Source organism: Runella zeae DSM 19591 (genome assembly GCF_000423565.1).
Classification (GTDB): domain Bacteria; phylum Bacteroidota; class Bacteroidia; order Cytophagales; family Spirosomataceae; genus Runella; species Runella zeae.
In genome coordinates, this window is the sequence record NZ_KE384036.1 from 140,694 (window position 1) to 155,259 (window position 14,566).

The 14,566-nt window shown below is 44.2% G+C and carries 11 protein-coding genes; 6 read left to right on the plus strand and 5 right to left on the minus strand.

What is annotated here, in order from left to right:
- Positions 1 to 21 precede the first annotated feature (21 nt).
- The 4 genes from hisD to G563_RS0119070 all read right to left on the minus strand — a co-directional run bounded on the left by hisD (position 22) and on the right by G563_RS0119070 (position 4,520).
- Positions 22 to 1,290 carry a histidinol dehydrogenase gene (gene hisD, locus G563_RS0119050; protein ID WP_028666703.1) on the minus strand — a complete coding sequence of 423 codons (1,269 nt, stop codon included), beginning with the start codon at positions 1,288 to 1,290 and terminating at the stop codon, positions 22 to 24.
- 47 nt (positions 1,291 to 1,337) lie between these two features.
- The gene (hisG, locus tag G563_RS0119055) at positions 1,338 to 2,192 is read right to left on the minus strand and encodes an ATP phosphoribosyltransferase (RefSeq protein ID WP_028666704.1); all 855 of its coding nucleotides are present in this window, start codon (positions 2,190 to 2,192) and stop codon (positions 1,338 to 1,340) included.
- A 262-nt stretch (positions 2,193 to 2,454) separates the two neighbouring features.
- A complete protein-coding gene (locus tag G563_RS0119065) occupies positions 2,455 to 3,450 on the minus strand; it encodes an ornithine cyclodeaminase family protein (protein WP_028666705.1) in 996 nt (331 codons plus the stop codon).
- Between the two features lie 14 nt (positions 3,451 to 3,464).
- Positions 3,465 to 4,520 carry a proline racemase family protein gene (locus tag G563_RS0119070; protein ID WP_028666706.1) on the minus strand — a complete coding sequence of 352 codons (1,056 nt, stop codon included), beginning with the start codon at positions 4,518 to 4,520 and terminating at the stop codon, positions 3,465 to 3,467.
- Between the two features lie 72 nt (positions 4,521 to 4,592).
- Here G563_RS0119070 and G563_RS35285 point away from each other — a divergent pair, with 72 nt between their 5' ends.
- Positions 4,593 to 5,051 (plus strand): DUF4890 domain-containing protein, encoded by a 459-nt coding sequence (locus G563_RS35285; RefSeq protein ID WP_051211075.1) that lies wholly within the window; start codon positions 4,593 to 4,595, stop codon positions 5,049 to 5,051.
- A gap of 611 nt (positions 5,052 to 5,662) precedes the next feature.
- Here G563_RS35285 and G563_RS0119080 read toward each other — a convergent pair.
- Positions 5,663 to 6,931, minus strand: a complete 1,269-nt coding sequence (locus G563_RS0119080) for an NAD(P)/FAD-dependent oxidoreductase (RefSeq protein ID WP_028666707.1) — start codon at positions 6,929 to 6,931, stop codon at positions 5,663 to 5,665.
- Between the two features lie 193 nt (positions 6,932 to 7,124).
- On the opposite strand from G563_RS0119080, the gene G563_RS0119085 reads away from it, so the two are divergent.
- The 5 genes from G563_RS0119085 to G563_RS0119105 all read left to right on the plus strand — a co-directional run bounded on the left by G563_RS0119085 (position 7,125) and on the right by G563_RS0119105 (position 14,342).
- On the plus strand, positions 7,125 to 10,127 hold the full coding sequence (locus G563_RS0119085; protein WP_028666708.1) for a sensor histidine kinase: 3,003 nt from the start codon (positions 7,125 to 7,127) through the stop codon (positions 10,125 to 10,127).
- 27 nt (positions 10,128 to 10,154) lie between these two features.
- Positions 10,155 to 10,781 (plus strand): response regulator transcription factor, encoded by a 627-nt coding sequence (locus G563_RS0119090; protein WP_028666709.1) that lies wholly within the window; start codon positions 10,155 to 10,157, stop codon positions 10,779 to 10,781.
- Positions 10,782 to 10,952: 171 nt separating this feature from the next.
- Positions 10,953 to 12,206, plus strand: a complete 1,254-nt coding sequence (locus tag G563_RS0119095) for an aspartyl protease family protein (RefSeq protein ID WP_028666710.1) — start codon at positions 10,953 to 10,955, stop codon at positions 12,204 to 12,206.
- A 34-nt stretch (positions 12,207 to 12,240) separates the two neighbouring features.
- Positions 12,241 to 13,191: a PD40 domain-containing protein gene (locus G563_RS35290; RefSeq protein ID WP_051211076.1), complete on the plus strand. Its 951-nt coding sequence runs from the start codon at positions 12,241 to 12,243 to the stop codon at positions 13,189 to 13,191.
- The gene (locus G563_RS0119105) at positions 13,188 to 14,342 is read left to right on the plus strand and encodes an acetyltransferase domain-containing protein (protein WP_028666711.1); all 1,155 of its coding nucleotides are present in this window, start codon (positions 13,188 to 13,190) and stop codon (positions 14,340 to 14,342) included. Before G563_RS35290 ends, G563_RS0119105 begins: the two co-directional genes overlap by 4 nt.
- Positions 14,343 to 14,566 lie beyond the last annotated feature (224 nt).

Below are 14,566 nucleotides of genomic sequence, written 5' to 3' on the forward strand. Positions count from 1 at the left end.
AATTCTTGAAAACTATCTATTTCACGACAAACTACTCAAGCGCAAACTTACCGCCCGCTTGTGTGCCTGTAGCGATTCGGCCTCAGCCATAGCTTCTACGGTAGGGCCTAAAGCTTTCAAACCTTCGGGGGTGATGTGCTGCACCGTAATTTTTTTCACAAAACTATCCAACGATACCCCGCTGTAGGCCCGAGCGTGACCGTTGGTAGGCAGGGTATGATTGGTTCCAGAAGCATAATCTCCGCAAGATTCGGGGGTATAATTGCCCAAAAAGATAGAACCTGCATTGATGATTTTTTCGCATACTTCGTCGGCATTCCTGACGCTCAATATCAAATGCTCGGCGGCGTATTCGTTCAGCAAATCAATCGCTTCTTCTTCGGTTTCTACCAAAATTGCCTTGCTGTTTTCGATAGCTTTGCGGGCAAAATCGCGGCGTGGCAAAGCTTCCAACTGTGTACTTAAAGTGATATTGACCGAGGCCAAAAATTTCTTATCAGTCGAAACCAACAATACTTGGCTATCGGCCCCATGCTCTGCCTGAGACAACAAATCGGCCGCCACAAATGCCGGAACAGCACTGCTATCACCATACACTGCCACTTCTGATGGCCCAGCAGGCATGTCTATTGCTACTCCTTCTTTGGCCAAGAGCATTTTGGCCGCAGTCACGTACTGATTGCCAGGCCCAAAAATCTTGTATACCTTTGGAATCGACTCCGTGCCATAGGCCATCGCTGCGATAGCCTGCGCCCCTCCTACGCGGAATATTTTGGTAACTCCCACCAACTGAGCCGCATACATAATGGCGGGATGGTCGCTTGGCGTACAAAGCACCACTTCTTTACAACCCGCTAATTGAGCCGGTACACCCAACATCAGCACTGTACTAAACAACGGTGCCGACCCACCGGGGATGTATAGCCCCACTTTCTCGATTCCGACACTTCGCCGCCAGCAAGTTACGCCTGTCATGGTTTCTACTTTCTGTACAGGCTGATACTGGGTTTCGTGAAATTTACGAATATTGGCATACGCCTGACGAATCGCCGTTTTTAGCTCTTCAGAAATACTAGCCTCCGCCGATTCGATAACCGACGTAGGCATTGCTACATCTACTAGCTCAATTTTATCAAATTTCAAGGTCAATTCCTTAATAGCAGCATCGCCTTCTTTTTGTACTTTTTCTAAGATTGGGGCTACCAATTTTTCGATTTTGGCTATGCTTTGGGTAGGGCGAGCCAAGAGTGACGGCCATTCGCTACGGCTAGGATATGGAATAATTTGCATGAGTTGTGTCAGTGTTTGTGTCAAATATTACCTCAAAGATTCCAAAATTATCGAATCATTTTTTCGATAGGTATGATTAAAATCCCTTCTGCGCCTGCTTCACGAATTTTTTCAATATTTGACCAAAAATCGTTTTCGTTAATTACAGAATGCAGCGACACCCAGCCTTCAGTCACCAAAGGCAACACCGTTGGAGCTTTCATGCCCGGAATGTATTGCATGATTTCGTTGACTGAAGCCGCCGGACAATTCAATAAAATATATTTGTGATTTTGAGCCGCTTGCACTGCCTTGATTCTAAACATGATTTTATCAAGTAAAAGGGCTTTTTCTTCGCTCAAATTAGGCGCGGCTATCAAGATAGCTTCCGAACGATAAATGACTTCTACTTCTTTGAGTCCATTGCTAAGCAAAGTACTTCCCGAACTCACAATATCACACACAGCATCAGCCAATCCGATACTAGGAGCGATTTCGACCGAGCCGCTGATTTCGTGAATATCAGCTTCTACCCCATTTTCTTTTAAGTAATTTCCCAAAATCCGAGGGTACGAAGTAGCAATACCCCTTCCTTGTAAATCTTGAACGCCATTCCACTGCGTACCTCTTGGAATCGCCAACGAAAGACGGCATTTAGAAAAGCCTAATTTATGTACTACGGTTACTTCGCGACCTGTTTCGGTATATACATTTTCACCCACAATTCCCAAATCTGCGACCCCATCCTCGACATAGCCCGGGATGTCGTCGTCGCGTAAAAACAAAAATTCAGCAGGGAAGTTAGCCGAAATAGATTTCAGTTTACCCGATGAGCTACTATCAAACTGAATCCCACACTCTTTGAATAATTTAATAGAATCGTCGCTGAGGCGTCCCGATTTTTGAATGGCAATACGTAACATGAATGATTGGTAGTTAGGTGTTTACAACCATGCGACAAGCACAGCGAAACATTTGAAAATCTAATAAAATTGGAGGGGACGAATGACTCGTATCCTGAAGCCATACGTTATAAAAAGTTTCTACGCTCGCCCGTAGGCGTGGTGGTGATGATGTCGAAAAAAAGCGTAGTTGGGTGTTTTCACGAAGAATTGTACAAATTGATGCTGCAAATGTAGCGTAGTCTATGAGGATTGTCAAGGATTTGTACAAAAAAAGAGGATTTTAGGCCAAAACAACACCCAAATTATGTTTTTGGGCTTTTTTAATCAAAAAACTAGCCACTGCTAAATCTTGCACGGCGTTTCCGACCGACTTAAAAACCGTGATTTCATCCGAACTACGACGGAATATTTGCGTCTGCCTCAGGATTTCCCCTAGTTCGGTTAGCTTGAGAGTATTAGGGTCTAACACCCCTTCTTTCACCGCCAACACAATATCACCTGCCTCAGCCAAAGCCGCCGAACGCTGCTCTACCACTATTTGGGCTTTTTGCATAGTAGCAGCCGGAATCTCTCGGGCATCAGGTCGATAAGCACCCACGGCATTGACATGAACGCCCCTTTTCAAGTGTTTGTGTTCAAATACCGGTACATTTGAAGTAGTAGCCGTGCAAACAATGTCGGCCTCCGACAATGGGGAAGCTTGTTGCGCCGCTTGCGTCGGAAGCCCCAATCGGGTCTGTATTTCTTCACAAAAAGCTTCTGTCTTCATAACATCTCGTCCAAAAACAAGTATTTTTTCTAATGACCTTACGGCAGCCACGCCTTCGATTTGCGTACGTGCTTGGGCGCCTGTTCCAAAAATTGCCAACACTTTGGCATCTTTTCTAGCCAATACGTCCGTCGCTAATCCTGCGGCGGCACCCGTTCGCAGCGCCGTTAAGTACTCCGCATCCAAAAGCGCAAGAGGCTGCCCATTGACACCATCCATGACCAGCATCATGCCATGTATCAATGGTAAATGTTGGGCTGGATTTTCCCGAAAAATTGTAACAACTTTGACGCCTAATGCTTCTGATGAAGGCAAATACACGGGCATAAAAAGGGTTTGGGCATTTTGCTCAGGTTGAGGGAGATTTACCCTCAAAGGCACTACAGCTTCTCCATTTGAAAGACTTTGGAAAGCTTCTTTCATCACGTCAATAGCCTCCGCCATTGAAACAGCCTCAGTCACCACTTGGCGCGAAAGAAAACGAAAAGTTGAATGCTCTTCCATCATTAAGTTTCTATGATTTACCTTAAAAAGAAACCTTGTCCCAAAGGGTCGTTGGGGTCAATCAAAAATGTATTTTTTCCACAAATATGTGCTTTACCTTCTACTTCTGGGATGACTGCCCTGTGAGGTCCAAAAGCAGTGTCTTGTTTTACTTTTGCCACAAACTGACTTCCCACAATGCTCTCAATCACCATCGGCTGCCCTATTGACAGTCGACCTTGGGCATAGTGCAACGCCACCCGCCCACTTACGCCCGTACCCGTGGGGCTGCGGTCCACTTCACCATCGGCAAAAATACATACATTGCGGCTGTCAGTTCTTTCAGAATGCCCCTTGCCATAAAAGATGGTACCGTACAAAAAACTCAAATCCTCCTCAAAGGGATGTTTGATTTCGAGCTTATCCATCACGGCCTTTTTGAGGGCCATGCCCTTTTCAATCAAAAGTCGATAATTGCTTTCGGCCATGCCTAGCCCTATCTTATCGGCATCTACGTAGGCATAAAAAGCCCCACCATATACTATATCAAGCAGCACCTCTCCTAGCCCTTCTACACTTACTACTTGGTCGCGGTATAAGACAAAAGATGGTACATTTTCAAAACTTACCGAACTCACTCGCCCCTGATTGACACGGGCATAGGAAGTAATCAACCCCGCAGGAGCTTCTATTGTCAGCTTTGTAACAGGCTCTTGAAGGGGCACTAGCCCTAACTCTACGGCGACTTTTGTAATAGCGATGATACCATGCCCACACATAGAGCTGTAGCCTTCATTGTGCAAAAAAATCACTCCAAAGTCCGCATTTTCGCTAGTAGGCTCAGTCACAATGCAGCCATACATATCAGCATGACCGCGTGGTTCCCACATGAGGGTTTTTCGCAAATAGTCAAGGTTTTGTTTTAAATACCGCCTTTTTTCTAAAATGGTATTTCCTTCCAATAGCGGTAACCCCGACGTAATAATCCGCAGCGGTTCGCCTCCGGTATGCGCATCGATAGTTGTAATTTGTAACCATTCTTTTGGGGGATTCCAGTCATTTAACGCCGCAAGACGTTGGTCAAAAGGGGACATAAAGCGCTTAAATATTTTTGAAAGTGCGGTTAAAATACTAGATTTCGGACACTTTTCTAAAAAACGTGCAAAATGAAAATAGTTTTAATACAGTTTGTCTTTATCGCTGCGCTTTTGGTAAGTTTTGAGGGTACCGCCCAGTATGGATATGGGGGTTATGGTGGAGGATATGGCCGTGGCTATTCATCTAGGAGTCAATTCCCAGATACCCCCCGCAAACCTCTCACTCCCGACAAGATTGCCGAGGAACAAACTAAGTGGATGGATAAAAAGCTAAAGCTTACCGACGAACAATCGCTCTCGGTCGAAACCGCCAACTTAGATTATGCCTTGCGTCTGAGCGATTATCAGGAGGCGTTTATGAAATCACACGCTACTACCAGACCTTCTCCCCAAGAAATCCAACAAGTAAGAACTACCGTTGAAAAGTGGCAGGCGGAAAGAGAAACCAAGTTTCAATCAATTTTGACGCCTGAACAGTGGGAAATATACCAGAAGAAAAAGAAAAGTATGCCACATACTTCAGGATAATCTCCTAACGCAGGGGGCGACTTCTATAACGCAGGGGGCGTTTTGAACGCCCCCTGCGTTTACCCAAAAAAGACGATTGGCAGAATAAAAATTTGAATTTTGGATGCAGAATGTGAGCCGTATTTATTGAACCAGAGACCAAACTTGTCGCCTATTGTCCGACTAATTAATCCTTCTTTCTATAACGCAGGGGGCGTTCAAAACGCCCCCTGCGTTTCGGCATTTATCCAAAAACAGAACGCTTGACCCAGATGATTGGTAGAATAAAAATTTGAATTTTGGATGCAGAATGTTAACAATATTTATTGAACCAGAGACCAAACTTGTGGCTTATTGCCCTACCAATTAATCCTTCTGACCGTGAACTTCTATAACGCAGGGAGCGTTCAAAACGCTCCCTGCGTTTCGGCGTATTTTGAAATTGTGAGCCATAATATAGAGCTTGACCCAGACGATTGGCAGAATCAATATTTGAAACATTTGAATTTTGGATATAGAATGTTAGCTGTATTTATTGAACCAGAGACCAAACTTGTCGCCTATTGTCCGACCAATTAATCCTTCTTTCTATAACGCAGGGAGCGTTTTGAACGCTCCCTGCGTTTCGGCATTTATCCAAAACGAAAAGGATTAAAATCCTGAATGTCCATGCTAGTTTTGCCTCCTAAGATTAGCTCTGCGACAAGTTTTCCCGTAGCAGGCCCTAGACTTACACCCATCATCCCATGACCAGTAGCTAAGGTCACATTTCCAAAACTTTTTACCCTTCCGATGTAAGGCAGGCCGTCGGGCGAACAAGGCCGCAAACCACGCCACACTTTTTCTTTTTCTGGCAATGCCACCTCCATATCGGGATAGTAGCGGTTGATTCCCTGCACAATACCCCTCACTCGGTTCATGTTTACGGTCATGTCAGTACCTGCTACTTCGAGCGTACCGGCAAAACGCAAATCTGCTCCCATCGGCGTAGCCGTGGCTCGGGCTTCGAGCATGATAGCAGGTATTTGGATATTTTGAGCTATGTTTTTTACCATAAAACTATAACCCTTTCCCCCTTGAAGTGGCAAGGATATGCCCAATTTTTCGGTCAAAATGGGCGACCACGCTCCCGCCGCAATCACCAATTCGGCCGTTTCTGTTTTAAAGATACTACGCTCTCCGTTCGTGTTTTTAGTTTGCACCGCCATGATTTTATTGCCTTGTTTTTCAAAAGCAATCACTTCCTGATTTTCGTGAATCCACACACCTCGTTTTTTCAAATGACTTACTAGGTTTTTGATGAGCAAATTGGGCGTGATATGCGCATCACCAGGATAATACACCGCCCCTCTCACATCTACTCTTACATGGGGTTCCAGGTCTTGTACTTGCTGCGCCGTGAGTATATCTGCCACAATCCCCGCACCATTGGCAAGGTGCGCTTCTTCGGCCATTTCATGCTCGGTATCGGCATTTTTATAAAGCATCAGTAGCCCGCGCTCATGCCAACCAAAATCTATTTCTTGCGAGGCCGCTAAGTCTTGAAATAGTTTTTTGCTCAACAAACTAATGTCTCTCAACACTGGAATGGAGCGCTGTACGTGTTCTTGAGTGGAGTGTTTCCAGAAAAGCATTCCCCAACGCATCAAATCCCAACTCAACCTTGGTTTGACGTAAAAAGGGCTGGTCGATTTGAGCATCCATTGTAAGCCTTTTGCTATCATACCGGGCTGGGCCAAAGGTACAATATGGCTCGGCACAATCATCCCTGCATTGCCAAATGAGCAGCCGTCTTCAAAAGTACCTTGTTCGATAATAGTCACTTGGCAGCCCGCTTTTTGAAGATAATAGGCCGAAAACAAACCGCTTACGCCTCCGCCGATGATTGTGATTGAAGTCATAGTTTTTGATGCTAAATTAAGGACTCAAAGTTACGACGCGCCTTGTATGTTTTGATAACTCGAAGTTGACGACTTTTGATGAAATTTTAACCCATACTCTTTACAGCCAAAAGCCAAGATTAACCCTTGCTTGATTTATTGATTTTTGATTGTATTTTTGTACACTTCTTTTTTCTAACAGGCCAGTCATGAAATGCTAATTAATCATTGGTTTCCCAAAGGGCTATTTGTGTGCATTTGGCTCCTTGGCATCTTACAGGCAGCCGTAGCGCAGGTATATCATTTCCAGCACTACGATATTTTTTCGGGGTTGGGACAATCGCAGGTCTCCGACATCGAACAAGATCGCTTTGGCTATATTTGGCTTTCGACGCGCGGTGGAGGGATTTCTCGCTTTGATGGCCTGCATTTTACGACCTATCGCAAAGAAGACAACCTGCCTGCCAACAACATTGTATCGCTCGAAATTTCACCTAAAGGCTCAATGTATGTCGGGACCTCCTTGGGGCTTTCGATTTATGACGGAAAAAAAACGCTCCCCGTCAAGTCACCCACTCAAGAATCATACACGGTAGCCTCCGTAATAGGCGACAAAAGAGGCAACATCTACGCTATCTGTAATGCAAGTAGATTGGGGAAGTTGGTCAAAGACAGCCTTATTTTTCTAAAAAAACAAGGCTCTGAACGTCCCTCTTTCTACAGCGATATGACGCTTAATCCTCTGCAACAACTCATGGTAGCTACCTATAGCGGTGAGATATTTGAAGTGACTTCTACCCACCTCCAACACCGCTATACTACCCCTGACGGATTGGTGCTAAGATGTATTTTATTTGACTCCAAAGACAGCCTTTGGCTTGGTACAGAACAGGGAATATTTAGAACTTCGGCCAAAAACAAAAACATACAAAAGTCTGACTTAAAACTCATTAGCAAAGAGTTGGCCTATGAAATGATAGAAGCTTCTGACGGGAGTGTCTGGGTAGGTTTGAGCGTAGGAGCTATGAAATATAATCAGGGAAAAGTGCTCCAATTTGGTAGCAACAATGGTTTCACCAATTTTATGGTCAAAGGGCTACTAGAAGACCGTGAAGGCAATATCTGGTTTACGACCGATGGCGATGGCGTTTATAAATTTACCAACCCTTCTTTCACAAGTTTAAACGAATCTTCTGGCCTAAGTGCGAATACCATTTCTTCCTTTGTCATGACGCCTTCGGGGGTTTTATGGGTAAGTTATTTTGGTAAAGGACTGGATATTTGGAATCCACAAACCCAAAAAAGACTTCCTGTGCCTAAAGCACTCCAAAATAAACGCATCAATTGTTTAGCCACTGACAATGAAGGTAATGTATGGATTGGATTAGCAGGACCGGGAGTCTATAAAGTCTCTAAAAATCAGACAGAATACATTCCTTTAGATTCTTATATTACCTCTCATGGTATCATTCTTTTTATGGAAGCTGGCCAAGGAAAAGAGATGTGGATTAGTACTTCTAATGGGGTACTGGTACATGATGGCTCTCAACTTCGACATTATTCTTATCGGGATGGACTCAAAGGAGTATTTGTACGCCGCACCCTACAACTCCCTTCTGGTGAGACACTTATATCGGGAGCAAGGGGATTGAATGTGATTAAAGACAGAACCTTGACTGAGTTTCTTTATGATAAAGACCTTGCTTCTTTTCCAGCACTTAGCATGGCACAGCGGCCTGATGGACTTCTAGCACTTGGAAGTTTTGAGGATGGTGTAGCGGTATTGGATTTAAAAACAGGCAAGAAAAAATATTTTACCGTCAAAAATGGCCTTTGTTCTAATCTCATTTACAATACTATTTTTGACAAAGAAGGACGCCTCTGGATTGGCACAGAAAGAGGCATAGACCAACTTGATATTACCAAAGACCTAAAAATAAACAACTTACGGCATTTTAACGAAACCGATGGCTTCATTGCCCGCGAAACCAACGCCAATACCGCTATGCTTTCTCCAGAAGGAGATTTATGGATTGGCACCATCAAAGGCTTGTTTCACTATCAACCCAACAAAGCTAAAAATACATTAAAGGCACTCAAAGTTCACTTTACTGACGTACGAATTCCATTTGATACCACCAACCTAGCTCAGTACGGCGAAAGCGAAAATAGTTGGTACAATGTGCCGGTAAGTTTGGAACTCCCATACACCAAAAATCAACTCAAAATCAGCTACATAGCTATCAACCATAGCCGCCCTGACCATATTCGTTATCAGTATCAGTTGGAAGGAGCCGACACCGATTGGCTAGGCCCAACCGAACAAACCGCCGTGGTATATTCTCACCTTATTCCTGGCAAGTACAGGTTTAAAGTAAGGGCTTCTTTGGGAGACAATCAATGGGGCGAAATATCCGCTTATGAATTTGAAATCATCCCGCCTTTTTACCAACGTTGGTGGTTTATTTTAATCATTGTAGTAGCAATGGTCTCCCTGGCAATCCTCTCGCAAAAGCTTTATATTCAGTATCGTACGCGTAGAGTATTGGCTTATGAAAAACTAAAACAAGAAGCGGAAGCCGCGATTAGGGTACAAATAGCCCAAGATTTTCATGACGAACTCGGTAATCGATTGGCCGCTATTAGAATGCAATCCAATGTGCTTAAATTTCGGTTTAACGGCCACGAAAGCGAAGAAAAAAGAATTGTAGGTGAAATCGAAAAAAATGTAGTAAGGCTCTTCAGAGATACCAAAGATTTTATTTGGTCTATCGACCCCGAAAGCAATCAGATTACCGAATTAGCCCTCTATATCAAAGACTTAGGCGAAAATTTATTACAAGATACTCCCATTAGATTTCATGCCAATACTCATTTCCCCCCCGATGCTACAGACTTGGTTTTGCCGCCCGGTTGGAGTATCCAAGTGATCATGATTTTCAAGGAAGCACTCACCAACTGTGTCAAACACGCCCAATGTAAAAATATCTACTTTACAGCAACGATTGAGCAGCAATTGTTGACCTTTGAATTGATAGACGATGGCATAGGCATTAAGTTTCCGACCGAAGGCTATCATAAAGGACTAGTCAATATGCGTCAAAGAGCCGAAAAAATACATTGCCATTTGACCATAAAACCCGAAAATTTGAAAGGAACAATCGTACAACTAAAAGGAAAAATACCCACCAAAACAGCCTCCCTTAAAAATAGGTAGCTTTTAAGGGTCTAACCAAAACGTATAATGAACAACGTCACAAGAATCACCGTCATTGAAGACAATGAGGCCGTCAAAGATGGCCTTGCGCTCATCATTGGAAGTCAGCAGCGATTTCAGGTAGTCAATACCTATACCAACTGTATCGACGCCCTCAAAAACCTCCGTAGAGATATGCCCGACTTGGTCTTGATTGACCTTGAGCTACCGGGTATGCATGGCATAGAAGGCATCAAGCGTATCTTGCGTGAGCGCCCTCATACCACCTTACTTGTCGTAAGTGTACACGAAGACAGTAAACTTGTCTTTGAGGCACTTTGCGCGGGTGCATCGGGTTATTTAACAAAAGATACTGACCACATTAGGCTGCTCAATGCCATCGATGAAGTATTAAGTGGAGGAGCACCTATGAGTTCAAAAATCGCCTCTTTGGTAGTAAAATCTTTTCAACGAAATCTCAATTCGCCGCTCTCAGATCGTGAGACGGATGTATTGACTCTTTTGTCGAAAGGTAAAACTTATCATTCTATCGCCGATGAGCTTTTTATCAGTGTCGAAACTGTCAAAACCCACATTAGAAATATATACCAAAAACTACACGTCACTAACAAAACTGAAGCCCTCAAAAAAGCCGTCAAAGACAAGCTTATTTGACATAACGATTTTTGGGGGATAAAACACCCATTTTAATCTTTTATCGGTAGCAGACTATGAACACAACCCTCTCATAGTCTGCTTTTTAGTTATAAAACCACTATTTTGGGGTGATGCGCAGCATTGAAGATTTTTGTTGCTTTATGGTTATTATTCAACCCTTATAAAGCCATGAAAAACTTATTGCTGCTCCTCGCGGTGCTTTTCGCTAGCTTCTATACCCAAGCAAGCAAACCTACCGAACAAGAAGAAGTTTATGGACTCCACTTGGCCAACGGCCGCCAATCGACCCGCATTCGATTTGAATTACATTCTAATCTGATCATCGTACCAGTTAAAATCAACAAGTCGGATACCCTTCGATTTGTGTTGGATACGGGCGTAGGCTCTACGATTCTGACCGATGCCTCGGTAGCTCATAAATTGGGCATGAAATCGGTTCGAAAAATGAAAATTCAAGGCATGGGAAATGGCGAAGCCATGGCTGCGGATGTGACAGTAGGCAACACCCTCAAGGTAGGAAAGCTCCAAGCATTCAAACACAATGTAGTGGTGATGGACAAAGACATTCTGCGACTTTCAGAATTTGTGGGAGTACCTATTCACGGTATTTTTGGGTACGAAATCTTCAATAAGTTTGTGGTAACAATTGATTTCAACCGCCAAGAACTCACCCTCACTACTCCCACCAAATACAAATACTCCACCAAGCAAGGGGATAGATTTCCGATTGTGATTGAAAAAACAAAACCTTATTTGGACGCAGTCACGGTGGTGTCCAACGACCGCGAGTTGCCTATCAGAGTAGTGTTGGATACAGGCGCGGGTCATGCGCTGATGCTCAATACCTCTGCTTCCAACATACAACTCCCCCAAAAAGTAGTCAAAGCCCAGCTCGGCGTAGGACTAGCAGGGGTTATCAATGGGCATATCGGTCGAATTCCCAAAGTACGTATCGGCAATTTTGAACTCAATGATGTGATCACCACTTTTCCCGACAGCAGCGCCTTTGGCGTCAAAATCACCGACCAGCATCCCTACCGTGATGGTAATCTTGGCGGTGAATTGCTGCGTAGATTCAAGGTTACTTTCAATTATGAGGCGGGCTATATAGTGCTAAAGCCCAATAAAAAACGCTTCAACGACCGCTTTGAACACGACATGAGCGGCATTGATGTAAGGGCCAAAGGCAATCGCTTTCGCCAATATTATGTAGAAAACATCGTAGAAGGCTCTCCTGCACAGCAAGCGGGACTACAAGAAGGTGACGAACTGCTGTTTATCAACAACGAATCGGTAGAAGATTTGGCACTTTCGGAGCTTTATCGGATGTTTCAACGAAAAGAAGGTAAAGAAATCAGATTAGTAGTACGTAGAAATGGCCGCCCTGTCTCAATTGATTTTGCGTTGAAAAGGATAATTTAATACCTTTCAGTTCCTTTAACCAACGCCCTCTTTCATGCCTAAACCATTTCTAATTATTCTCCTTCTTTGGAGTTTACAAGCTTATACTCAAAACATACGCTTAGACAACCCACCCCAAGCGCCCCTCGTGTTTGTACCAGCAAGCACGGGGGCTTATGAGCGGGATTTTGCACTATCGCCCGATGGCACCGAAATGTACTGGTCGATAGTTGCCCCCAAAAATATTTTTAGTGCTATCGTTGGTCGAAAATTAATCAATGGTCAGTGGAGTGCGCCGCAGGTGGCCCCTTTTTCAGGACAATTTAGCGACCTTGAACCCGCTTTTTCACCCGATGGCAAACGCCTTTATTTTGCTTCAAACCGCCCTGCTTCTCCCACTGATTCTACTAAAGATTTTGACATTTGGTACGTAGAGCGTACTTCTTTGGGCTGGTCTATGCCCAAAAACATAGGCACGCCTATCAACACCCCCGATGCCGACGAATATTATCCTTCACTCACTCATAACGGGACTCTTTACTTTACAGCAATTTATAAAAATGGTCTCGGCAAAGACGACTTATGGCGCAGCGAATGGGTCAACGGCCAATACACCTCACCCAAACTCGTGGCCCAACCCATCAGTACCGAAGACTACGAGTTTAATGCCTATGTTTTGCCCGACGAATCTAAATTGTTTTATACGAGTTGTTTCCGAAAAAATGGCGTTTTAGACTGCGACTTGGTTGTGAGTTCGCGCTTGTCCGACGGCAGTTGGAGTTCCCCAAAACCGCTGGAAGGAGTCAACTCTGACAAGCTTGATTATTGTCCCTTCGTATCTCCTGATGGAAAAGTTCTTTTTTTTACCAGTGAACGAGCCCCGAAAAATTGGGATTTGACGAAACCGCTGTCTTACCAAGATTTACGAAAACGTCTTCAATCCCCCCAAAATGGCGAAGCTGATCTCTATTGGGTAGAACTCAAATCTGTACTTCCAAAACCATGAAACGAATATACACCATTGACATCACGCGCGGCTTGGTGATGATTATCATGGCCTTAGATCATGTGAGAGATTTGTTACACACGACCGCCTTTACCCAAGACCCTACCGACCTACGTACTACCACCACTGCCCTCTTTCTGACGCGTTGGGTCACACATCTTTGTGCGCCTAGCTTTGTGTTTTTATCGGGTACATCGGCCTACTTAACTTTCAAAAGCCAAAACAATCTCACTCAAACCCGTCAATTTTTGCTCAGTCGCGGACTTTGGTTGATGTTTCTGGAAATCACCATCGTCAATTTTGCCTTTTGGTTCGACCTACAATTTCGGACTATCATCCTGCAAGTCATTTTTGCCATTGGGGTGGGTTTTGTAGCCCTTTCATTTTTGCTAAAAATCCCGGTCAAAACTTTGGGCATCATAGCCGTCCTCCTCATTGTGCTGCATGGGCTTACTTTTTTTGTGCCAATCCCCAAAGACCAAGCGGCCGCTATAGGGTGGTCGTTTTTGTTTCGAACCAATGTATTCCCTCTTTCTCCCAATTTTGTACTTGGTACGCTTTATCCGGTAGTTCCGTGGTTTGGGATCATGCTCGCGGGCTTTTCGTTTGGGGCAGTGCTTCAAAAACCTACGCGTCGCACATGGTTATGGCGTGCTTCCTTTATGGCACTTGGTTTGTTTGTGATTGTTCGATTCTTGAATTATTATGGAGACCCAAGCCTCTGGAGCAAGCAATCTTCGGATTGGTTTACGGTGCTGTCGTTTATCAATGTATCCAAATATCCTCCCTCGCTTTTGTATACCCTTTTGATGTTGGGGTTGATGTTTGCTATTTTGGCCTTGGGCGATGTACAACCCAATGTCCTTACCGAACTATTGGCAACTTACGGACGCGTGCCTTTGTTTTACTATCTTCTTCACTGGTACCTCATTCACCTTCTGATGTTTGGTATGGTGTTTTGGCAAGGATTTACTTGGAAAGATATTCCCATCGGCCCCTTTAGTTTTGGACGTCCTCCAAAGAGCGGCGTCGAATTGCCTATCGTATATCTTGTATGGGGCGGGGTAGTACTTGCACTCTATCCCCTCTGCCGATGGTATGCACGCTATAAAGCTGCCCACAAAGACAAGAAGTGGTTGTCTTATTTGTAATTGAATCACTTTACAATTAATTGTCAATGAAATTTTATCAAATTGTGACGGTCATTCATCTCAACATAGAGCTTCTCCGAAGCTATTCTTCCACGACAGCATTCTCACCCTCTGCCTCGGAGAAGCAAAAGGTTTGTAGCTAACAAGTCGTCTCCCAACAAACAAAAGACTTCGGAGAAGTCAAACCCAAGCTTTATGGAGGAGCGAATCAAAAAACATTTGTG